17 protein-coding genes, 1 tRNA gene, 2 rRNA genes and 1 pseudogene are annotated in these 21,706 nt (G+C 47.5%); 4 read left to right on the forward strand and 17 right to left on the reverse strand.

Annotated elements, in window-relative coordinates; translation table 11 throughout:
• Nucleotides 1–56: 56 nt before the first annotated feature.
• From CWI81_RS12915 to radA, 4 genes and pseudogenes are all read right to left on the reverse strand, one after another.
• Nucleotides 57–555: pseudogene (locus CWI81_RS12915) on the reverse strand (ABC transporter ATP-binding protein); the annotation flags it as partial.
• Complete coding sequence (locus tag CWI81_RS06270; RefSeq protein WP_126784403.1) at nt 552–1,529, reverse strand: FecCD family ABC transporter permease; 978 nt, start codon at nt 1,527–1,529, stop codon at nt 552–554. The pseudogene CWI81_RS12915 and the gene CWI81_RS06270, both read right to left, overlap by 4 nt.
• Complete coding sequence (locus CWI81_RS06275) at nt 1,526–2,293, reverse strand: ABC transporter substrate-binding protein (RefSeq protein ID WP_126784404.1); 768 nt, start codon at nt 2,291–2,293, stop codon at nt 1,526–1,528. The genes CWI81_RS06270 and CWI81_RS06275 overlap by 4 nt, the downstream gene beginning before the upstream one ends.
• The gene (gene radA / locus CWI81_RS06280) at nt 2,283–3,650 is read right to left on the reverse strand and encodes a DNA repair protein RadA (protein WP_126784405.1); all 1,368 of its coding nucleotides are present in this window, start codon (nt 3,648–3,650) and stop codon (nt 2,283–2,285) included. Before radA ends, CWI81_RS06275 begins: the two co-directional genes overlap by 11 nt.
• Nucleotides 3,651–3,715: 65 nt before the next feature.
• On the opposite strand from radA, the gene CWI81_RS06285 reads away from it, so the two are divergent.
• Nucleotides 3,716–6,226, forward strand: coding sequence for a PilZ domain-containing protein (locus tag CWI81_RS06285; RefSeq protein WP_126784406.1), 2,511 nt, complete (start codon nt 3,716–3,718; stop codon nt 6,224–6,226).
• Here the strand turns inward: CWI81_RS06285 and serB are convergent.
• The gene (gene serB, locus CWI81_RS06290) at nt 6,205–6,882 is read right to left on the reverse strand and encodes a phosphoserine phosphatase SerB (protein WP_126784407.1); all 678 of its coding nucleotides are present in this window, start codon (nt 6,880–6,882) and stop codon (nt 6,205–6,207) included. The genes CWI81_RS06285 and serB overlap by 22 nt on opposite strands.
• 24 nt (nt 6,883–6,906) lie before the next feature.
• On the opposite strand from serB, the gene CWI81_RS06295 reads away from it, so the two are divergent.
• Nucleotides 6,907–7,539, forward strand: a complete 633-nt coding sequence (locus tag CWI81_RS06295; protein ID WP_126784408.1) for a hypothetical protein — start codon at nt 6,907–6,909, stop codon at nt 7,537–7,539.
• Here the strand turns inward: CWI81_RS06295 and CWI81_RS06300 are convergent.
• The 9 genes from CWI81_RS06300 to CWI81_RS06340 form a co-directional block, all read right to left on the reverse strand.
• Nucleotides 7,529–8,302, reverse strand: coding sequence for a TatD family hydrolase (locus CWI81_RS06300; RefSeq protein ID WP_126784409.1), 774 nt, complete (start codon nt 8,300–8,302; stop codon nt 7,529–7,531). The two genes, CWI81_RS06295 and CWI81_RS06300, sit on opposite strands and share 11 nt — an antisense overlap.
• A gap of 9 nt (nt 8,303–8,311) precedes the next feature.
• Complete coding sequence (prfC, locus tag CWI81_RS06305) at nt 8,312–9,910, reverse strand: peptide chain release factor 3 (protein WP_126784410.1); 1,599 nt, start codon at nt 9,908–9,910, stop codon at nt 8,312–8,314.
• 85 nt (nt 9,911–9,995) lie between these two features.
• Nucleotides 9,996–11,207: a phosphopentomutase gene (locus CWI81_RS06310; RefSeq protein ID WP_126784411.1), complete on the reverse strand. Its 1,212-nt coding sequence runs from the start codon at nt 11,205–11,207 to the stop codon at nt 9,996–9,998.
• A 7-nt stretch (nt 11,208–11,214) separates the two neighbouring features.
• On the reverse strand, nt 11,215–12,552 hold the full coding sequence (gene deoA / locus CWI81_RS06315; protein ID WP_126784412.1) for a thymidine phosphorylase: 1,338 nt from the start codon (nt 12,550–12,552) through the stop codon (nt 11,215–11,217).
• Between the two features lie 10 nt (nt 12,553–12,562).
• Entirely contained in the window at nt 12,563–13,291 is a 729-nt protein-coding gene (deoC, locus tag CWI81_RS06320) for a deoxyribose-phosphate aldolase (RefSeq protein ID WP_126784413.1), read from the reverse strand.
• 17 nt (nt 13,292–13,308) lie between these two features.
• Nucleotides 13,309–13,773, reverse strand: coding sequence for a ribosomal protein S18-alanine N-acetyltransferase (gene rimI / locus CWI81_RS06325; RefSeq protein ID WP_241970357.1), 465 nt, complete (start codon nt 13,771–13,773; stop codon nt 13,309–13,311).
• Nucleotides 13,737–14,081 carry a hypothetical protein gene (locus CWI81_RS06330; protein WP_126784415.1) on the reverse strand — a complete coding sequence of 115 codons (345 nt, stop codon included), beginning with the start codon at nt 14,079–14,081 and terminating at the stop codon, nt 13,737–13,739. The genes rimI and CWI81_RS06330 overlap by 37 nt, the downstream gene beginning before the upstream one ends.
• Before the next feature lie 98 nt (nt 14,082–14,179).
• A tRNA-Trp gene (locus tag CWI81_RS06335) sits at nt 14,180–14,255 on the reverse strand.
• 92 nt (nt 14,256–14,347) lie between these two features.
• Nucleotides 14,348–15,205 carry an HDOD domain-containing protein gene (locus tag CWI81_RS06340; protein ID WP_126784416.1) on the reverse strand — a complete coding sequence of 286 codons (858 nt, stop codon included), beginning with the start codon at nt 15,203–15,205 and terminating at the stop codon, nt 14,348–14,350.
• An 84-nt stretch (nt 15,206–15,289) separates the two neighbouring features.
• Between CWI81_RS06340 and CWI81_RS06345 the strand changes: the two genes are divergently transcribed.
• Together CWI81_RS06345 and CWI81_RS06350 are read left to right on the forward strand one after the other, a co-directional pair.
• Nucleotides 15,290–17,053, forward strand: a complete 1,764-nt coding sequence (locus CWI81_RS06345; RefSeq protein WP_241970358.1) for an autotransporter assembly complex protein TamA — start codon at nt 15,290–15,292, stop codon at nt 17,051–17,053.
• Nucleotides 17,050–20,619 carry a translocation/assembly module TamB domain-containing protein gene (locus tag CWI81_RS06350; protein ID WP_126784417.1) on the forward strand — a complete coding sequence of 1,190 codons (3,570 nt, stop codon included), beginning with the start codon at nt 17,050–17,052 and terminating at the stop codon, nt 20,617–20,619. The genes CWI81_RS06345 and CWI81_RS06350 overlap by 4 nt, the downstream gene beginning before the upstream one ends.
• A 7-nt stretch (nt 20,620–20,626) precedes the next feature.
• Here CWI81_RS06350 and CWI81_RS06355 read toward each other — a convergent pair whose 3' ends face one another.
• The 3 genes from CWI81_RS06355 to CWI81_RS06365 all read right to left on the reverse strand — a co-directional run.
• Nucleotides 20,627–21,031 carry a cytidine deaminase gene (locus CWI81_RS06355; RefSeq protein WP_126784418.1) on the reverse strand — a complete coding sequence of 135 codons (405 nt, stop codon included), beginning with the start codon at nt 21,029–21,031 and terminating at the stop codon, nt 20,627–20,629.
• Nucleotides 21,032–21,366: 335 nt separating this feature from the next.
• A 5S ribosomal RNA gene (gene rrf, locus CWI81_RS06360) occupies nt 21,367–21,482 on the reverse strand.
• A gap of 125 nt (nt 21,483–21,607) precedes the next feature.
• A 23S ribosomal RNA gene (locus CWI81_RS06365) occupies nt 21,608–21,706 on the reverse strand; the annotation flags it as partial.

Consider the following 21,706-nt stretch of genomic DNA (forward strand, 5'->3'; position numbering starts at 1 on the left):
GCGGCCCGCCCTACTTTGTTCTTTAAGTAACTTCAGAGTTTGTAGTTGATGCTGAATATCCAAAGCGGCTGTAGGCTCATCACACAGCAACAGCTGTGGCTCAGAAATTAATGCCCGGGCCAAAAACGCCCGCTGCCTTTCACCACCGGACAAAGTCGACAACCGACGCTCTGCTAAGCCAGTTAAGTCACAATAGTTTAACCATTTCTGCAGCCGCTGAGCTCGTTGCTGTTTACCCAGTGAATGCTGCAACAAACCAATTGCTAGCAGTTCAGTGACGGTAATATCCCATTGTGCCTGTTCATTTTGTGGCAAATACGAGAGTAAAGCCGCTCGCTGCTTACTATTTAAGTCTGAGAGGCGCTTGCCACCTACAACTACTTCTCCGTGCGCCACTTTTTCAAGCCCCGCAATAACCTTTAACAAAGAACTTTTACCCGCTCCATTGGCGCCAATAACGCCCACCAGGCCAGGTTTTGTTAAGGCAAGGTTTATTTCATGCAGGCGGTCTCGCGCTATACCACTCAAGCTGACATCGGTTAGCTTTAAACTCATCCGGTTAACTTCCTGGCGTGCTGCTGTCTGAACAGTAAAGCAATCAGTAACGGCGCCCCAACTAACGCGCTAACGATACCGATAGGTAATTCTCTCGGCCCACTGATCAATCTTGTTAATATGTCCATCGCCAGTAGCAGCAAAGCTCCCGCTGGTGCGCTATACCAAAGTACCTTCTGTGGGTGCTGTACTCCTAACAACCGAACTGTATGCGGTGCCAGCAGACCAATAAATCCAATAATCCCAACGCTCACCACGCTACCAGACACCATTGTCGCGACCGCTAACAAAATACCGTTTCGCTGACTGACTAATTTAAAGCCCATGCTTGCCACGGTATTCTCTGACAAAGTCAGCGCGGTCAGCAACTGGCGCCAAAAAGCCAGTAACGCAATACCAACAACTACGACTGGCAGCACTAAATACAACTGCGGCCAACTTCGGTTCGCCAGCGACCCCAGTGTCCATAAACTCCATTCCTGAAAAGCGAACGGATTAGGCGCCAAATACAAGATTAAACCCATTGCGGCAGCGGCTAGCGAAGATACTGCAACACCGGCCAAAATGACGCGGTGAATGTCGTAGGTGCGACCCGCCATGAGGACCACTAACAGCAAACCGGAAAGTCCGCCGACCAACGCCAGCAGCGGTAAAAACCAGGAGCTGGCGGCTGCCCAGCCGAAGTATAAAACAGTTACAGTGAATAAGGCTGACATCGACGACACACCGATTAAACCAGGCTCTGCCAACGGGTTGCGCAATAATAACTGCAGTGCAGCTCCAGATAGCCCCAGAGCGATACCATTCACTACCGCCAGCAACCAACGCGGCAAGCGAATATCCCAAATGATGGTTCGCTGCAACTCGGTCACAGCCAGCCAGTCGATATCAGCACTGCCCTGACTAAGGTGCCAAGCGCTCAGTAGCAGTATCAAACATACCGTTAAACTGGTAACCCACAATTTTTCAGTCATGGTTTCAACGCCTCCAGGTAGTCGGCTAAATTAACCACCGGGCAAGCGGCCGTCTGATTATCGATAAATGTCACCTGTTGAGTTGATACCCACTGTTTAAATAATGGATGGTGCCGCCACTGATTCGCCAATGCAAACGCGTTATGCTGGTCGCCAGATCGACTAAAACCCTCCATCACTACCTGCTCAGGTTGCCAGCTCCAGATGGTTTCTAAGTCCAGACCGACCAGGCCCTGACCCAGCCCGGCCGCCAGATTATCTGCGCCAGCCCGCTGTATGATCTCATCAGCCCAAGTGTCGCCTCCCCAGCTCCACTGGTTGGGCATCACAAATAATACCTGTTTTGGCTGTTGCTTTAACTGCTCAAATAGCTGTTTGGTTTGTTGCTGGTGTTGCTCAACTTGTTTTTCTAGCCCGAGTTCCCGTAGTTGTGTTAACCAGTGCTGATACTGCTGCCAGTTCTGAGGCTGCTCTAAAACCGTAACCTCGGTGTAATCACGCAACCTGGACACCAGGGTTGAATTACTAAAGCGGGTCGCTATCACCCGTGTCGGCTGCAACGCTAAAATAGCTTCCAGCGAACCGTTATGCTGCTGCCAGCTTTGCTGATTATCGAGTTTGGTTAAATAAGTGACCGCACTTAGCTTTTCCGGGGCCCAGCGCATCAAAAGTTCATCAACACATTGATTCAGCGACACCCAACGTTGTTCTGCCATCACCGATAAAGGACATAACAACAACAATCCTAATAGGCTAAATCGCATCCAGCGCTTCCTGTAAATTTTTCACGCCGATAACCGACATTCCTTCGGGTGCTTGCTTTGGCTTGTTAGCTATTGGCACTATCGCCCGCTGAAAGCCATGTTTTGCCGCTTCGTTAAGACGTTCTAAGCCATTGGGTACCGGCCGTATTTCCCCTGCTAAGCCAACTTCCCCGAAGACGATTAGCTCCCGCGCTAGTGGCTCGCCTTTAAAGCTAGATACAATGGCTAACAGCAACGCCAGGTCAGCCGAGGTTTCCGTTACTTTTACTCCGCCAACAACATTGACGAATACGTCCTGGTCAGAAATTTGCAACCCGCCATGACGGTGTAAGACTGCCAGTAAAAGTGCCAGCCGGGTAGGCTCAAGGCCAACAGCAACGCGGCGCGGGTTAGCTAAGGCTGAGTAATCAACCAACGCCTGAATTTCTACTAACAGCGGTCGAGTGCCTTCCCACACGACCATTACCACCGAGCCATTACCCTGTTCTTCACCGCGTTGCAAGAATATTGCGGAAGGGTTAGACACCTCTTTCAGCCCTCCTTCAGTCATCGCAAAAACGCCCAGCTCATTGACCGCTCCAAAGCGGTTTTTGGTGCCACGCAAGGTGCGATAACGGGAATCCGACGAGCCATCCAGCATCACCGAGCAATCGATACAATGCTCTAAAACCTTTGGGCCTGCCAAGGAACCATCTTTGGTTACATGTCCAACCATGATAATAGCAACCCCATTTTGTTTGGCATAGCGTGTCAGAAAAGCGGCCGTTTCGCGAACTTGAGAAACACTACCGGGAGCCGACGAAAGATCACTGAGGTGCATCACCTGAATGGAATCGATGACCATCACTTGCGGTTTTTCCTGATCAGCCAGTTGACAGATAGTCTCTACTGAGGTCTCCGCCAGCATCCGTAACTTATCGGTTGGCAGGTTAAGTCGCTGGGCACGCATGGCAACTTGCTGTAAAGACTCCTCTCCGGTGACATATAGTGTTTTTTTGTTTTCTGCTAAACGACACAGCGTTTGCAATAACAAAGTACTTTTACCCGCGCCCGGCGAACCACCAATTAAAATTGCCGAACCTGGCACTACGCCACCACCAAGCACCCGGTCAAACTCTTTAAAACTGGTACTGAACCGGGGCAGTTCATCTAAAGACACCTCATTAAGGGTTTGTACACGTGCCTGAGTAGCCCCCGAAAAACCACTGCGCTCGGCCACCCTCGGGTGGCTTTTCGGATTACTTAACCGAATCTCTGACAAAGTATTCCAGGCCTTGCACTCAGTGCACTGCCCCAACCACCTTGGAAAGTCAGCTCCACAATCGGAGCACACATACGCGCTTTTTGTTTTTGCCATTAGCCGTCAACTCGTTCTATTATGCGTAACAATAAAGTCATCTATTATAAGAACAAAATACCATAATGCCGAATGACCATTTTGAGCAACTCATTGAGCAGCTAAAACCGGTCGTTAATGAGCCTGACTTTGACAAAATATTTCGCTCGTTAACCGAAGGAGAAGATGGGCCGACAAAATTCCAGTTAAAAATGGAGTTGCGTCGTCTCACAGCCCCCTGTTTGCAAGTTGTTGATTTAAGAAATCGCGTGGCTGGCAGGTGCCAGCCGTATGAGTTTTTGGGCCGTCGCCACTACTTGGATGAGGTTGCTCTGGACATCTTCGAACGCGGCCTTAAAACCTATAACGGTGTTTTCACTCAGGACACCTACGAACAAATCATGACCGCAGAAAATAACAATCGGGTCATGCAAGAAAAAGAACGAGAGCTAGCCTTATCCCGCAAGGAGCAACATGCAGAGCGTGTAGCGACCCGCGAAGAGCTGAGTGACAATGATGAAGAGATACGGTCCCCTTATCTGGTCGACACATTTAACTTTGGTGAGTACCCCTATCGTGCCGAAGAGCGCATGAATTTTACCGTAGAAGTCACCATTGAGGACTCGAGTCAGAAGCAGGTTAAGGCCGTTACCAGCGACATTTCAATTACTGGTTTGCGCCTAAGAGTTAATAAGAATCAAATAGGTCAGCGCGGTGAAAAAGTGTCTGTTTATTACACGGGGTTGGCGAAAGAGTTTACCCTGGATCCTAACTTGCCGATTCCATACACCGTAGTAACGGTGGACCAGCAGGGCGACAAAACCTATCTAAGCTTAAATCGTCAACCTCAATTCGAGTCTGATCAATTTGATGAATTCCTTCGGAAGTTTATCAATGGCTACAAGAAGCGTTACCGGGTAAATATCGACAACACTTACCAAACCCTACTCAATAAGGGACACGAGCAGTTTCTGATGCCCCGGCTGGGGTCTTTACCGATCTACTTTTCCTTACGGAATAAGCAATTACATGCGGATTACGTATTAACGACCGACAATAACCGACATATTTTAGAAGATTGGATCAACGAAAATAATCAACTGTCGATTGGCTCAATTTTTAATCAACGCCGTTCTCAGCATTTTATTAAACGTTTACCCGAACAACCACCCGCGTCGATGACACTGTTAACCTTCAGTCTGACGGCGCGCGGTAAAATCTATTATTACTCAGCGCTGGCAGAAGAGCTGATAAAAAATGGCTATTGGGATACTTTTGTTAATTTCGCGTCCCAAAAATCCAGCTTTCGGGTTTACCAGTTTCGACTCCGCGAGGTTAATAGCGATGATGCCTGGCAACCACAAAGCATTCCGTTGGAAGTACAAATACCGTTTCGGCTCCAGCCGCCAAGCCCGAGAGTAAAACAAGCTATCGAACCGATCCAATACTTAGGCGTTCTGACCGATATTACCGACAGTATGAGTCGTTTTGCCGGTTCTAGTTACGACACAAACAAAGTAAAAGCGCTAAAGGCTTTCCTGCATCCGCCTTCTGTGCCAGTGCGCACCAAAGATGTGCGGCTGGAGTTTGTCGACTTACGTAAAGAGCAGCGCTTTAGCTACCGCAGCCGCTGTCGGGTCAGAGTCGGCAAGTCGATTCGTGAAGGGATGATCCTGGACCTGTCGGTGAACGGGCTAAAAGTTCAACTGGATGACGCGGTTAACATTAATGACAACGAAACGGCACTAATCACACTGAGTGGCTTCGAAAAACATCACAAGAAGCATCAGCTAAAAGAGCTGCCTTATCTTGTGGTTAACGCTGATATGAGCCGTACCACTTTAAACCTTAAGGTACCGCACAGTAATGAACCGCATGAGGGTGCAGAGTTCTTCCGTTACCTAATTAAAGAGCACCGTGACCAGTTGCGACTACTGCACGAGAATACCTCGTTAAATGGCATAGAGTTATGCCTTCGCAATTTGTATTGTCAGGCGCCGCCAACTGTACCGCTGTTCCTCTACCAAAACAATAAACGGCACATTACGCTACGCCGTGCCGGACACTCTAACTGGTCTACCTTCTGGCACCAGTTTTTACTGTCTTTGCCCGGCAGCACTGAGACCAGTTTAAACATTCAACCGGTATTGCGGGGTAGCAGTTTTGAAACTCAACTAATACCAGAACTGCAACAGCTATCTCGCTCTGACCGGCCGGTTCGTAAGCTATTATTAGTTAAATTATACCGTGAGCAAGGCGAATCAATTTTACAGACCGAATGGTTAGCTGTGTCTAATGCAGATACCGCATTGATTAACGCTTTTATCGATCAATGCTTACCCAACGCCGTATTTATGGCTATTCAAGTAGAACTATGTCGCACCGGGCGGCCAGATATTCAGTTTGTGCAAGCGGAGATGACCTATCTATCGCTGTATGCATCACACCGCGCAACCGAATTAGAAGAAGAGCTCTGGCAAGTCTATGGTATTGCAGATACCCAGGATATAACCAGTGATCTGCTTAAGTTTGCGGATGTCGATAACGAACAGCGTTTACAACAACAAAAAAGGCTCTACGATTGGCTTAACATGTAACTAGGCGGGATTAATCCCGCCCTCGTCAAAATCGGTATTAATAACCTTAAGTCTGGTTCATCGACACAATAGTCTGCTTGGCTACGCAACGCAGGTTTGGCACAAAAAGCAATTCCTATATCAGCTGCTTGTAACATCAACGCATCGTTCGCTCCGTCCCCTACCGCGACGGTTTTCCCTGCAGGAATAGACCAGCGATGCTGTAACCGGCGAAGTTGGTCTGCCTTATATTGAGCATCGACAATATCTCCTAGCAGCTCTCCATTTAACTTTTTCTCCACAATCGCTAACTCGTTAGCCTTGTAGTCATCAAGCTTTAATTGTTTAGTAACACGCTCAGCAAACCAACTAAAGCCACCGGATACTAAAGCCGTTTTCCAACCCATTCGCCCTAGCTGACTAACCAACTCAGTGGCCCCTGGAGTCAGTGGGATTGGTGAAAATAACTCTTCAAAATCAGCTTCACTAACGCCGTTTAAGCACTTCACTCGTTGCCTAAGACTTTGTTCGAAATCCAGCTGACCTTGCATTGCCTGTTCGGTTATCGCTGCAACTTTTTCTCCGGCCCCTGTTAAAGATGCAATTTCGTCGATACACTCAATCTGAATTAAGGTAGAATCCATATCAAAGACAATAAGACCGGTGGCTTGCGTCACAACAATTCCTCAAGTTGGAAGGTGATGATAAAAACGATTATTAACAAAGGGTTACAGTCTATACTTAACCCGAACACCAAGACTCGTGCCTGGCTGCGCTTTATTGCTAAGCGGCTGCTGCGGTTAGCGACTGCGGCCGCCCTGTTATTAATCATTTACAATGTCTGGAATATTGCCAGCTTACAATCGCAACAGCAACTTAACGATCATACCCGTCAACTAACCAACCTTGCTTTAGACCAAGTTGAGTTCCATGCCATTGAAGCGTTACAAGCTCAAAATATTGATCGCCTGCAACGCAGCGCTGATAAACTGAATCAACAGCAGACTGTATTATCAGTGGTGTTTCGTAATCCACTCGGAGAACCAGTAGTCAGTACCGGCGCTTTAAAAAGCGTTATCGACTGGCCAACTAAAGCCGAATTAGAGCCGTGGATTATGACTCGAGAATTAAACGACAGTGGCTCAGTTATAGGCTACGTTCAAGTTATTTTTGATCGTCGGCAATTGCTGGCGACCAGTAAGTCCGCTCATGATGGTTTAATGCAGCAAGGGCGCGTATTGTTATTATTGGCTATGCTGGCTGGGGTATTTTTGATGTTGGGCTTTAACCGTATCCGAGACCGCTTTTGGAATCAGCAAAAAGCTAAAGGTTAAAAAGTCGCTGACTGTTTTTGAAGCACTTTTCAGTCACTACTTCTTTGCTTATTTTCTTTAGCTGGGCGAGGCTTTCCAAAGTCGTTAACATTCTAGCCGGCTCATTGCGCTCTCCCTGATGCCCCACAACCGGCATATCTGGGCAGTCCGTTTCCAACACCATCGACTCAAGTGGTAACCGCGCAATTGCATCACGGGTCTTTTCCGCTCTTTGGTAAGTGATAGTACCACCAATTCCCAGAAAATAGCCCTCGTCAATCCAGGCCTTACCTTGTTCATAACTGCCCGAAAAGGCATGCACCACCCCTGTCTCCGGACCAGACTCGCGGACTAACTTAAGTGTTTTATCCAGCGTCTTGCGGTGATGAAGAATTACCGGCAAGTGTCGCTGTTTAGCAATCTGCAACTGCTCTCTTAATAGCTGCTGCTGAAATTCCAGATCCGCGCAGGTTGCATCTAATCCAATTTCGCCGATGGATTTAAAGCAGCAGTTATTTTGCTGCAACAACTGATCAACTTGTTGCTCAAGCTGCTGTATATAAGAGAATTGGTGCTTTTCGATGAAATAAGGGTGCAAGCCCAAACCAAAGTAACAACTCGAATGTTCTTCAGACAGTGCTAGCAATCTGGAGCAGCTATCAATAGTTACGCCCGGCACCATAAAATAGTTGATGCCGGTCGCCTGCGCACGGTCTAATACTTCAGCTCTGTCTTTATCAAACGCATCAAAATCAAGGTGGCAATGAGTATCAAACAATGCCATAAGCGCGACTTAATGCTCTCTGGTATGGGTGAAGGTAATATCCGGATAGCGTTCTTGTGCTAAATTTAAGTTAACCATCGTTGGCGCTATATAAGTGAGATTATCACCACCATCAAGTGCTAGATTCGCTTCCGCTTTTCGCCGGAATTCATCAACTTTTCGCTCATCTCCTGAAACCCAGCGAGCAGTCGCTACATTAATATTTTCATACATAGCATCTACCTTATACTCGGTTCTTAACCGATGCACGACAACATCAAACTGCAATACACCAACGGCACCAACAATAAGATCGTTACTAATTAATGGCCGGAATACCTGTACAGCGCCCTCTTCAGAAAGCTGAACCAAGCCTTTTAACAGCTGCTTCTGCTTAAGTGGATCTTTCAGGCGGATACGACGGAATAGCTCTGGGGCAAAGTTAGGTATTCCGCTAAATTTGAATTCCGTGCCAGCGGTAAAGGTATCACCGATTTGAATCGTACCGTGGTTATGTAACCCGATAATATCTCCCGGATACGCCTGCTCTACATGGTCACGGTCACCGGCTAAAAATGTTAAGGCATCACTAATGCGCACGTCTTTACCGGTTCTGGCCTGGCGCATTTTCATACCTTTTTCATACTGACCTGAAACGATGCGCAAGAATGCAATACGGTCCCTGTGGCGAGGATCCATATTGGCCTGGATTTTAAAGATGAAGCCTGAGAAATCAGGTTCATCTGCAGCCACCATAGTACCGTCATCAATCTCCCTTGGCTGAGGCTGCGGCGCCCAGTCAACAAGACCATCCAACATATGGTCGACACCAAAGTTACCCAATGCCGTACCAAAAAACACCGGCGTTAGTTCGCCTTCCAAAAAGAGCTCTTTATCAAACTCATTAGATGCGCCTTTAACCAGCTCGATTTGCTCTCGCAAATCTTCTGCCCAAACGCCAATGGCTTCGTCTAGGTCTGGATTATCTAGACCTTTTATCGTAGCAACATCCTGAATTTTATGACCTTGCCCGGTTTTATATAAAATCGTCTCGTCACGCAGTAGGTGGTAAACCCCTTTAAAGTTTTTACCAGAACCTATCGGCCAGGTAATGGGAGCGCACATAATTTTCAGGACATCCTCAACTTCATCCAACAACTCTAATGGATCGCGGATATCACGATCCAGCTTGTTCATGAAGGTGATAATCGGTGTGTCACGCAAACGCGTGACTTCCATCAGTTTAATGGTCCGGTCTTCGACACCTTTAGCGCCATCAATTACCATAAGGCAGGAGTCAACCGCCGTTAGTGTACGATAAGTATCTTCCGAAAAGTCTTCGTGGCCGGGAGTATCCAATAAGTTTACAAGACTCTCGTGATACGGAAACTGCATTACCGAGGTGGTTACAGAGATGCCACGCTCCTGCTCCATTTGCATCCAGTCTGACTTTGCATGCTGACCGGACTTTTTACCTTTTATGGTGCCTGCTTTTTGTATCTGTTGCCCGTGCAACAAAACTTTTTCAGTGATCGTGGTTTTACCCGCGTCCGGATGCGAAATAATCGCAAAGGTACGACGCTTAGCGACTTCTTGAGCAATTTTTTTCTGTTTACTGACGTCTGACATTGACTCTACTCAATACTAAATGAATTTGGCAATCGCCCTATTTTCGCTGATCTGACAGCGATTAACAATGATAGACACTAGCCGCTTAAGAAGATTGCTCTATTTTCATGGCTTTGCCCTCGTCCATTGGAGATAAAGCAAACAGCTGACACAAGGTCTGACCCAAATCAGCAAAGCTACTACGTTGTCCGTAACTGCCTTTTTCAAGCATTTGCCCCGCCATTAGCAGCGGTACAAACTCGCGGGTATGATCAGAGCCTGACCAACTTGGGTCACAGCCGTGGTCAGCCGTTAACACCAACATATCGTCAGCTTCCATCGCTTCCAGCAATTCTGCCAAACGGGCGTCAAACTTTTCCAGCTCATCCGCGTAGCCATCGATATCACGGCGGTGACCGTAAAGCGTGTCAAAGTCGACAAGATTGGTAAAAATTAAACTTTGTGGACCCGCCTTTTGCATCGCTTGCAATGTTGTATCGAGCAAGGCATCGGTTCCAGCCGCTTTTAATGTGGTTGTTATACCTTTGTGAGCAAAAATATCAGCGATCTTACCAATAGCTATTACCTCGCCACCGGCAGCTTGTAATTTGTCTAAGACTGTTGCCGCCGGCGGTTCAACGGCATAATCGCGACGCTGTTGGGTACGCTCGAAAGTGTTCGCATTCTCTCCGACAAAAGGTCGTGCAATGACGCGGCCGATATTGTAATCGTCCAATAGGTCGCGAGTTATCTCACACACTTGATAGAGTTTATCGAGGCCAAAATGCCGCTCGTGGGCGGCAATTTGAAATACCGAATCAGCGGACGTATAAACAATAGGTTTGCCAGTCCGAATGTGCTCTTCGCCAAGTTGTTTAATAATTTCCGTGCCTGAAGCGTGGCAATTACCGAGAACACCTGGAATATCACTTTTAGCGATTAATTCAGTCAGTAGTTGCTGCGGAAATGACTGTTCGGTTTTCTCAAAATACCCCCATTCAAAATGAACAGGGACACCCATCAACTCCCAATGGCCGGACGGTGTATCTTTACCTGATGATATTTCTGCGGCCCACGCGTAGCTATGCTCAGCCTCGTTACTTGTTTCAAAGCCAGCCGCGTAATTACCGGTAGCGCCCTTGTGTGCTTTTGCCAATCCCATTTTTACTAGGTTAGGCAACTGCAAAGGCCTTCCCGACTGGGCCCTGAAGCGGGCAATGTGGCCGAAAGTGTCGGCGCCTTCGTCAGAAAAACTGGCAGCATCCGGGGCACTGCCAATACCAAACGAATCCAGAACTACTACTATCGCCCGAGCCATACTCAGATCACTCCTCTATTCGCTGATAAATGACTGGCTGTGCTTTCGCCGGTTTGCTACCTACGGTATAAGCATTCGCCACCGCAGTGGCTGCCTGCCGCCATTGTTCGTCGCTATCGGCGTGTATCATCGCCAATTCAGTATCGCCAGTTGCGAGTCGGTTTAGCCCCGACAGCTGCGATAAACCCACGGCATAATTTAACGAATCAGTCGCCATCCTTCGGCCGCCCCCTAGACCAACAACCGCCATACCCAGGGCCCGGGTATCAATCGCCTGAATATAACCATCAGCTACTAACTCAGTATCCTTAACAAGTAGCGGGCGAATAACTTTTGCCTTGGGCAGATGTTGCTCAGGATTCTCGAGTAAATCTGCCGGCCCGCCTAGCTCCGTCACCATGCGCGCAAACCGCTCTGCTGCACGTCCTGAGTTAAGAGCATCATCCACCATGGTTGATGCCTGTTGCTGAGTGCTGGCCAGCCCACCGCTCAATAGCATTTCCACCGCTAATGCCTGGGTGACTTCATGCAGACGAGGATCACGGTGGTTACCGGTCAGATAATCAATTGCTAGCTTCACTTCAACTGCATTGCCTGCCGCAGAAGCTAAAGGCTCATTCATATCAGTAATTAAGGCCGTGGTTTTTACACCAACACTATTGGCGACCGACGTAATACTGTTAGCAAGTTCCTTTGCCTGCGCATATTCGGCCATAAAAGCGCCACTGCCAGTTTTTACGTCCAATACCAGTCCATCGAGCCCCTCTGCCAGCTTTTTTGCCAGAATAGAAGCCGTTATCAATGGCACCGACTCAACTGTTGCAGTTATATCGCGAGTTGCATAAAAGCGTTGGTCAGCCGGCGCTAACTGTCCGGTTTGCCCAATAATTGCAACACCCGCTTGCTTCACCGTTTTTCGAAAGAGTTGATTATCAGGGGCTGTTTGATATCCAGGGATTGAATCGAATTTATCTAAGGTACCGCCGGTATGACCCAAGCCGCGGCCTGAAATCATTGGCACAAAACCGCCACAAGCCGCTACGATAGGTCCCAGCATCAAACTGACAACATCGCCAACACCGCCGGTCGAATGCTTATCCAGTACCGGGCCTCCCAGATCCATTGAGCGCCAGTCGAGAACATCTCCCGAGTCTCGCATCGCTAATGTCAAAGTAGCTTTCTCCCGGTCGTCCATTCCTTGGAAATAAATTGCCATAGCCATAGCAGCAATTTGACCCTCACTGATGCTTTGCTGAGTTATTCCGTCCACAAACTGCTTTATTTGCTGATCCTGAAGCTGTTTGCCATCTCGCTTAGCGCGTATCGCTTCCTGTGCAATAAACATAATAAATCCGTTAGGTTAATTGTTGTTTTAGGTCGTCAACCAAACTACTCGCACCAATACGAAAGTTTGCTGGTACCAACCAGTCATTGCCCATTATCCGGGTGGCTAACTCGATATATTTATCGGCATCGTCGACTGTCCGAATGCCTCCAGCGGCCTTAAAACCGCATTTCGATCCTGATTCCAAAATAGCTTTCAGCATAATTTCGGCTGCTTCCAGAGTCGCATTTACCGGAACCTTGCCAGTCGATGTTTTTATAAAATCAGCCCCTGCTGCGATTGAAAGCTCACTGGCCTGGCGGATTAATCCCTGATCACTTAACTGCCCAGACTCAATGATAACTTTTAATCGAGCACGCCCTTCGCAGGTATTCTTTACCGCCACCACCAAGTCTTTTGCTAACTGTTCATCTCCCGCCAGTAGAGCCTGGTACGGCATTACAACATCAATTTCGTCGGCACCAACAGCAATGGCGCGTTCTGTTTCTGCTACCACGCGATTAATATTGGTGTTACCTTCCGGGAAATTTGTGACTGTCGCCACCGGAATGCTGAGCTGCCGTTGTGCAAGCTGTTGCTTAGCCGCCACTATCAGCTCAGGAAAGACACACAGGGCGGCCACTTTAGCCTGACCCACAGTCGCTTTATCGCATAGCGCAGCAATACTATCTACGGTGTCGTCATTGTTTAAGGTGGTTAAATCGATAAACGATGCAATCTGCTCTAACTTCGCGCGCATAACTATTTCCTGTTCCATTAATTTTCGGTGGGTTGCCAACGCATTACCAAACCATCTTCAAAGCCTGCTGCTGTGCGGTAGTAATTAGCTCGCCGTCCAACAATGACAAAACCTGACTTCTCATACAAATGCAGAGCTTTTGTGTTCGACAAGCGAACTTCTAAAAATACCGTTAAATCATCATTCTGAGCATAACGTAATACGTCATCAAGTAGCTGGCCGCCTAAGCCAAGCCCCTGGTGTTCAGGTGCAACTGCTATATTGTGCAGTGTCAGCTCATCGACCACCTGCTGGCAGGTAGTAAAGCCACAGGTTTTACCCTGGTGAATCAATTCCCGCCAACGGTAGCCATTACCGCTGCTTTGCATGAATATTGCTTCCGACCAGGGGAACTCATGAGCGAGCAGCTCGACCTGATACAAAGCCGATGACGGATTTGAATCAATTATCGCGACATTAAGACGTTGCTGAGTTGCTGCCAAAACTGACGCTTCCCTTGTGCATTTTGTAGTTGTTGGTGACATTGCTGGAGAGTCCATACACCCGCCTCTGTCGTCGCCTCTTTTACCGCTACCGGACGACTATCCAGCACAATACACAAATCCTCCAGCCAACGAGGTAAGGCTACTGGCAACGGTTGTGCTGAACTTAGATAAAGCGGGCCAATTCGATAAAAAAAGTCATCGTTTTCAGGCGCTGATGTTGGTGCCGTTTTCTGCCGAGCTTGGTAAAGTGGTACCTGCATCGCCTGCAAAACAGCTTGTTGCTGTGAACGCCATTGTACTTGCATAGACTTCCCAACCGACTGGATATTAGTTTACTTAGATATGACTTAGTGTACTGAATGAGGCTCAAATGTACCAGAGATCTGTAGGTGGGTATTCAGACTGGCAGGGGCGGAGGGATTCGAACCCCCAACCGTCGGTTTTGGAGACCGCTGTTCTGCCGTTGGAACTACGCCCCTAAGTCTGAAGCCACGAATTATACCGAGCTATACTATTCGCGCAAGCAGAAACTGATTAATTAACAACTGACTGAAGAGAAAATAACCAATCATCAAGACTCGCTATCAAAAAGTACCTCGTGCACTTCCCCGACCAGCGACTCGACTTCCACTTCATCCAGCCCAAAACGCCCGAGTATCGCATCTTCGACCTGTTGCCATTCTTCTTTCCCGGCTAAACTGCGGGTTTTGAGATCGACGGCGTACTTTGCAAGTTTCGAAATAGCTAACAAATTAACCGCCATTGGGTGTAATTCTGAATCACTACCAAGAATGGAACTGTCATCGTAGAGATAGTAAATTGCTTCGACTAACAGGTTTGGTAGCTTCCATTGTTGCGCTAACAATGCTCCGACCGTGGTATGAGTGGTTTCAAACTGCTGTTGTTCCTGCTGCTGCAATTGATACCAAGAAGTCGTGTCGGCTTTTTTTATAAATGTTTGATAATCTTCAAACTGCTCTAACATCACAGGAACACCACTACTCTGGAACAAACCCAGCATGTAAGCATGATCTTTAATACTACTGAGTTTTACAGCGTCAGCGACCAGCGCACAGGCTCCGGCTACCCATTCGTTGTAACGCCAAAACTCTGACAAATCGTAGCCACCAGAAACAGCGCGCTTTAGGGCAACAGCTCTAACAATCGGGAAAACGCGTCGAAAACCAAGCGTCATTACTGCCTGCTGAATAGAGTCTATTTGTCGGCTGCGACGATAGGCAGCTGAATTAACAACTTGCAGCACTGCCGCAGCAATCCCCATGTCACTCGCAATCGCATCCGCGATTACGCCAACGTCCGGGTGTTCCTTCTTACCTTCGGCACTAACGGTAAGTAATGTCTGAGGACGTGGTGGGATAGTGACATCTTGTAATAATCGTTTTTCTGCTGCAGTGACCACAATGGCCATGACCAACTCCCTGTATAAACTATCATTTTACTTTTCCACTAAAGCCGTGCGACTATGAGCACATGCTCTGGAGACGTAAACCTAATGATGAAACTGGCTAAATTCTGTTTTGCCAAAAGCCTTACCGTCGCCTTTTTACTTTGTCTTTCGCTATCTGTTCAAGCGAATAGCGAGGCGGATGTTAGTGTGCAAGTAAACGGCGTTAGTGGCAAGCTCTTGAATAATGTCAGAGCCTACCTGCAAATTGCAAATTTAGAAACCGATCGCAACTACCGCAACTATCAAGTACGTTACCTACACCGCCAAGCACCGCGTGAAATAAAGAAAGCGTTAGAGCCCTTCGGCTACTATAACGTTGACGTTAATTCAGAATTGCAAAGCTCTGCTAACAACCGCTGGCAGGCCGTCTATAATATAACGCTTAATCAACCTGTTACGATTAACGAGAATCAATGGACGATTGACGGCGAAGGTCGGGATGATCCGCAACTAAAGCAATTGATTAAAAAGAGTGCCTTAACAGCCGGTGATGCTTTTGTACACAGTAATTACGAGTCACAAAAATCAGCCTTAATGAGTCGTGCCATACAGCGTGGTTATCATCAGGCAAGCTTTGACCAGTCACAAGTTACTATTGATACTGACAATAACTCAGCGGATATCCAGGTGCGGTTTGATAGTGGACCGAGGTTTCGCTTCGGTGAACTCACGATAGTCGACAGCCATCTTAATCAGGATTTACTTGAACGCTATGCTCGCTTTAATCGTGGCGATCCATACCTAACCTCTGAGTTAAGTCGCTTTCAGGTGGACTTAGGCAACAGCGAGTACTTTGAGCAGGTACAGGTTAGCAGCGACTGGCAGCGTGCCGATGAAAACAATCAAGTTCCGGTACGAGTTGAAACCGAAGCGAACGAGCAAACCCATTATCGCTATGGCATTGGCTATGGTACTGATACCGGAGCTCGTATTACCGCCGGTATCGATCGTCGGTGGGTAAATGACCGAGGCCATCAGTTTCGCTCGACCGTGCAGTTAGCTCAGTATGAAAGTCGTGCTACGGCAATTTATAATATCCCGGGCGAGAAGCCGCAGACCGATTATTACCAACTGAGAGCTGAACTTGGTAACAAGGAAAACGACAGTCTGGATACTCGCACCTACCGATTGAAAGCTCTGGATGTTTACAGTTACCGAAGTTGGCAGCGCGAGTACAACCTGAGTTGGCTTAGAGAAGATTATTCTTTTGGTGAGCAGCGAGATGTTTCCAAGGTACTGATACCAGGTATGGAATGGCGTTATATAAGCGCCAACGACCGAGTCAATATCACCAATGGTTGGCGCTTAAACTTAGGTCTCAAGGGAGCCGCTGACGAACTTTTATCCGATGTCGATGTGTTGAGTGGATATGCTGAATTAAAATCCGTCTGGTCTCTAACCAATCGTTGGAGACTGTTAACGCGGGCAGAAATTGGCGCCACCTATACCGACCGGTTTGCAGAACTTCCACCGTCACTTCGTTTTTTTGCTGGTGGTGACAATAGTGTTCGCGGCTACGCCTACGAGCAACTAGGTCCAGAAGACGATACCGGAGCCGTTATTGGCGGCCAGTATTTAGCAGTAGCAAGCGCTGAAGTTGATTATCGGTTTGCAGAGAGTTGGCGGGTAGCATTATTTACTGACGTAGGTAATAGTATGATTGAGCCTAATAAAGCCTTAAAGCAAAGTGTTGGCTTTGGGATCCGCTGGATATCCCCGGTAGGCTCTATCCGCTTAGACCTCGCGCAAGCTATTGACGAGCCAGGGAACCCATGGCGTTTGCATTTTACCTTGGGGCCTGACTTATGAGTACTTATCGGCGCCTTGCTTACGCGTTGCTAACTTTGGCGACATTGATATTCGTGGTCTTACCTATTACTTTGTTCAGTCTTATTAATACTGAGACGGGAAGTTCCTGGGTCATTAAAGCCGGACAATCACTATTCCCTGACACAGTCGCTTATCAAGCTTTTTCTGGTACATTGGCCGACTCATTTACTTTTACCGATGTCTCTTTTCAGTCAGAGCGTTTTTCCAGCGAACTTAAGAGCCTTTCAATGACCTGGTCACCCGGCGACTTACTGTCGGGAAAATTGACCATTAGTAAGCTTCACCTTGGGGCAGGTGAGGTCAGACTGCGGTCTGCCGATGCTGGACACGAAACCTCCGCGGACGCTACTTCGATCGAGGATTTTTCGGTTGAACTCCCGATTGAATTAGAGCTTAAACGGTTTAAACTGGATAACAGCTGGTTATTTGTTAACGATGCGCCTGCACAGCAGGTTGCAATAACAAGTTCGCTGAAAATATCGAAGAATGGCCAACTTAAATTGTCTCAACTATTACTGGAGCACCAATACGTAACAGTGTCTGTAGCAGGTAACCTCTCTCTGAGTTTTCCATTACAACATCAAATAACCACAAGTCTGAAATTGCATTCACCCGATTACCCAGAAACATCAGTTGAAGCTGCTCTAAGCGGCAACATTAAACAAACTAAAGGTAACTTCAAAACCGACAAGAAACTCAATATTAACGGTAATTTTGCAATTGACGAACCGCTAAAACAACTTAGCTGGAACTCAAAGATCACATTCGCTGATACTGCCCCGATGCCTTGGCTAAACGCATTTAACGTCACCGGTATACCCGACCTGAGTATTGATGGCAACATGTATTTAAGTGGCGATGGAGCAGGTTCTGTTAAGCTTCAACCAGCGCTTGAATTAATCACCAAAGAACAAACAGCTGTATTAGACGGAAAAGCAAATCTGCAGCAACAAGTCATTAATATTGAGACACTTACGGCTCAGTTAAGCGGTGAGCTGAATGGTCTCTTGCAGCTTGCAGGTATTATTGAGCTGACACAGCCAACCAATTTAGATCTGACCTTAACGACAGACGCTTTAAGTTATCAAGCGATAACCGGGTCGGGTAGCCTTGTGATGCAAGGTTCCCTGGAAGCGCTAAATTTACAAACTGATATTAAAGCGCAACTTGAAGATTTGAACGAGGTACAGTTTACCAGCCAAGGACAGCTTAGCAGTACAGGAATAAACCTTAGCAACATCCGCATACATGAGTCAGCGTTTAACGGATCTGTCTCAGGCAGTGCCCGCATAAACTGGGCTGACGAATTACTGATAAATTCTGACATCGACGGACAACTATTTGGCAAACCAACCTCTCTCATTGCTGATGTCAGGTACGATGCCCCGTACTTGCAGGTTAACTCATTGAATTTAAAGTGGCAGGACAGTTCCCTGCAAGCATCTGGCATGATGGCTCCTGGTCGGCAACTCGATATTGCCGCAACAATACCATCGCTGGCGGACCTGCCGTTACTACCGGCTAAGTCATCCGGTGCCATCGCTGTAAAAGCCCAAATAGAGGGAGACTTAACATCGCCTTGGGCCGACGTAACGTTAACTAGCGACCAGTTTGCTATTGCGGGGCAACCATTCACCGACTTTTCTTTAACCGCTGAAGGCGGAAAAAACTCTCAGTCAATGCGCCTGCAGACAACCACTAACGATGCAGATATTCTGCTCGAATTAGATAATGCGCTAGATACCAACGAGGCTACAGCCAAGATTAAAAGGTTGTCGATAAAGCCAGCGAGTCTCGCCGAATTTAGTTTGGATGACACAGCCACAGTTGTTTATCAGTGGCAACAACCTAGCTTGTCTGTTAGTGACTTCTGTGTTTCGCAAGAGAGTTTTGCCGCGCCAGTCTGCATTGCCGTTGACAAGCAACGTGATACGCCTTCCGTCGCTCTAATTAATGTGCATGCTCCCAAGGTTCCCTTACAGCTCCTTAATTACTTATTTCCGACAAGCAGTCTCAAACTTGAAGGCTGGGGCGCTGCTCAATTAAATGCAAAATTAGATTTAAACAGTCTTGCGGCGTCCCGTATAAGTGGTCAGGTATCCGTTGAGAATGCGGAGCTAGTCGGATTGGAAGAGTCAGTGCTGATCGATAAGGTAGACCTTAATATAATGCCGGAAAATACGGCTACTACCGTTAGAGTTAGCGCGGATGCTAGTGATATTGGCTTGCAACTTGAAGGTTCAATCACAGCTGAACAATTGTCCGCTAATAGCGCGGTTTCAGGCCAGCTAGAAGGTGTGCTTGAGGATATTCGACTTTTGCAAATAATAACCCCCGCACTAAGTCAGGCCGAAGGAAGTATGCGGTTAGATATCGGTATTAGCGGCTCCTTAGCTAACCCGAAACTCCGACCCGAGATGTCAGCCAGTATCGACCAATTGTTAATTAATCAAACCGGTACGTTTATCACCGCAACCGAATTGAATCTTCAGCCCGGTAGCGAAACGGGCCAATCATTTAAATTAGTTGGCGGCGGGGCAATCGGCACAGGCAAGTTCTCCTTATCAGGCGCTTTAGATATACCGACGCAATCCTTAAATGTGGAATTAAGCGGGAATGACTTACAACTTATGGATACCCCTAAGTTAAGTATTGTCGCCAGTCCCCAATTAACACTGTCTATCGAAGACCGACACATCGATGTAGGCGGAACAGTAAATGTTCCTAAAGCACTCATTACTCCACCGCAAATGTCAAACGTGGTCAGCCCGTCCTCTGACGTTATAGTCAAACAACGCCAGACTGACTCAAAGCCTGCTTGCACAAGCAATACCGATGTCACTGTCACGCTTGGAGATGACGTTAAGGTTGCGGCCTATGGCTTTGAAGGGCGTTTAACAGGAGGCGTGAATATTGTTCAATCAAGCGGTTCAGTTGCTCGTGCTAATGGTCAGATAGGGGTTAAAACCGGTACTTATGAGATCTACGGCCAGGAGTTAACCATAGAGAAGGGTCAGCTTATTTATAATGGCGGCCCTGTCGACAACCCCGGGCTCAATCTACAAGTGGTGCGCACGCCATCTGAGGCAGTTAACGCGCCGAAAAAAGTCGGCGCACAAGTCACGGGAACACTAACCGAACCGGAGCTTAACTTATTTTCAGATCCCAGTATGCCGGATGCGTCTATACTTTCTTATTTGATGTTCGGACGTCCCCCTAACTCGGGCGCTGAATCCAGTAACCTTGAATTACAGGCAGCTCTGCTGTTGACAGGCGATATCACCCAGTCGGTTACCCAGAACATAAAAGATACCTTTGGTTTTGACGAGGTCGCTTTAGATTCATCCTCTAACGATGTGAATGATACCTCGCTGTATATTGGTAAATACCTGACACCTCGACTGTATATCAAATACGGTATTGGTTTAATTGAATCGACGTCGTCATTTTTCTTGCGTTACCAGTTAACCGACCATCTATCGTTAGAGTCTAACTCTTCTTCCGAAAGTCAGGGTGGCGATTTAATTTATAGTATCGAGAAGTGAAGCCCAGTTATTTAAAATTAAAACTGTTCGGCAATAATTCAGCGACGGTCCAATGTTCACTGCCACCTCTGCTATAAGAACTAACTCGAGTGTTAGCGTCGAAGAACTCAACCATAACTTGTCGACACGCGCCACAAGGAGAGTGCACTGTATCGGTAGGAGTATAGAGTGCTAAGTGCTCCACTTTAGATAGATCATGACCTTCCGCGACCGCCCGAAATATTGCCGTTCTCTCAGCGCAATTCGATAGCCCGTAAGAAACATTCTCAACATTACAACCGCTAATTATACTGCCATCATGTAGTTGCATTGCAGCGCCTACTTTAAAGTCGCTATAAGGCGCATAAGCTTTCTCAGAAGCTAATTTCGCTGCGTTGCCTATCGGCTCTAGGTTGGGGGGTGATTTTTGCATGCTCTCTTTATTTATTTCGATTGGTCGATGATTGTACCCGTTTATTTACCCCATCGGCAAGGCGGGCTTTATCCGGATCCAGGATACCGAATAGCGGTGCGACGGATCCGTCCATCGGCGTTGCCGATGACCACCTGCCCTTCGGCGAGCCGAAGGCTACCCACGATATGAAGGAGGACCCGGTAGCCATGGACATCCGAGCATTTAACACCAATCGTTGTTCAAAAATCGATATGTTGGGGCTCCGGGATATTATTCAAATCGTGGGTACCCGTTGGTTTAACGACGGGCATAAAAAAAGCCCCAAGCGTTAGCTTGGGGCTTCTTAATTTGAAGTCTGGCGGTGTCCTACTCTCACATGGGGAGACCCCACACTACCATCGGCGCTGGTATGTTTCACTACTGGGTTCGGGATGGAGCCAGGTGGTGCCATACCGCTATGGCCGCCAGACAAAAACTGTCACAACATGGGGAAACTGATTGTTAATGCCACTCGCTTTGTCGCTCTTAGCGCAACCTATGTCTTTGTAGAGCGTTCAAACTTGTCCTAACAATTCCAAACACCTTGGGTGTTGTATGGTTAAGCCTCACGGGCAATTAGTACGGGTTAGCTCAACGCATTACTACGCTTCCACACCCCGCCTATCAACGTTGTAGTCTTCAACAACCCTTTAG

This window comes from Idiomarina seosinensis, assembly GCF_003987275.1.
GTDB classification, from domain to species: Bacteria; Pseudomonadota; Gammaproteobacteria; order Enterobacterales; family Alteromonadaceae; genus Idiomarina; species Idiomarina seosinensis.

What these genes read in the sequence shown, in the direction of transcription:
- deoC (WP_126784413.1), bottom strand. Translation starts at nt 13,291, where the DNA reads ATGCGCGCGAAGTTAGAGCAGATTGCATCGTTTATCGATTTAACCACC.
- CWI81_RS06285 (WP_126784406.1), top strand. Translation starts at nt 3,716, where the DNA reads ATGCCGAATGACCATTTTGAGCAACTCATTGAGCAGCTAAAACCGGTC.
- deoA (WP_126784412.1), bottom strand. Translation starts at nt 12,552, where the DNA reads ATGTTTATTGCACAGGAAGCGATACGCGCTAAGCGAGATGGCAAACAG.
- CWI81_RS06350 (WP_126784417.1), top strand. Translation starts at nt 17,050, where the DNA reads ATGAGTACTTATCGGCGCCTTGCTTACGCGTTGCTAACTTTGGCGACA.
- radA (WP_126784405.1), bottom strand. Translation starts at nt 3,650, where the DNA reads ATGGCAAAAACAAAAAGCGCGTATGTGTGCTCCGATTGTGGAGCTGAC.
- CWI81_RS06295 (WP_126784408.1), top strand. Translation starts at nt 6,907, where the DNA reads ATGATAAAAACGATTATTAACAAAGGGTTACAGTCTATACTTAACCCG.
- CWI81_RS06355 (WP_126784418.1), bottom strand. Translation starts at nt 21,031, where the DNA reads ATGCAAAAATCACCCCCCAACCTAGAGCCGATAGGCAACGCAGCGAAA.
- CWI81_RS06310 (WP_126784411.1), bottom strand. Translation starts at nt 11,207, where the DNA reads ATGGCTCGGGCGATAGTAGTAGTTCTGGATTCGTTTGGTATTGGCAGT.
- CWI81_RS06340 (WP_126784416.1), bottom strand. Translation starts at nt 15,205, where the DNA reads ATGGCCATTGTGGTCACTGCAGCAGAAAAACGATTATTACAAGATGTC.
- prfC (WP_126784410.1), bottom strand. Translation starts at nt 9,910, where the DNA reads ATGTCAGACGTCAGTAAACAGAAAAAAATTGCTCAAGAAGTCGCTAAG.
- CWI81_RS06345 (WP_241970358.1), top strand. Translation starts at nt 15,290, where the DNA reads ATGATGAAACTGGCTAAATTCTGTTTTGCCAAAAGCCTTACCGTCGCC.
- CWI81_RS06275 (WP_126784404.1), bottom strand. Translation starts at nt 2,293, where the DNA reads ATGCGATTTAGCCTATTAGGATTGTTGTTGTTATGTCCTTTATCGGTG.
- CWI81_RS06300 (WP_126784409.1), bottom strand. Translation starts at nt 8,302, where the DNA reads ATGGCATTGTTTGATACTCATTGCCACCTTGATTTTGATGCGTTTGAT.
- CWI81_RS06330 (WP_126784415.1), bottom strand. Translation starts at nt 14,081, where the DNA reads ATGCAAGTACAATGGCGTTCACAGCAACAAGCTGTTTTGCAGGCGATG.
- CWI81_RS06270 (WP_126784403.1), bottom strand. Translation starts at nt 1,529, where the DNA reads ATGACTGAAAAATTGTGGGTTACCAGTTTAACGGTATGTTTGATACTG.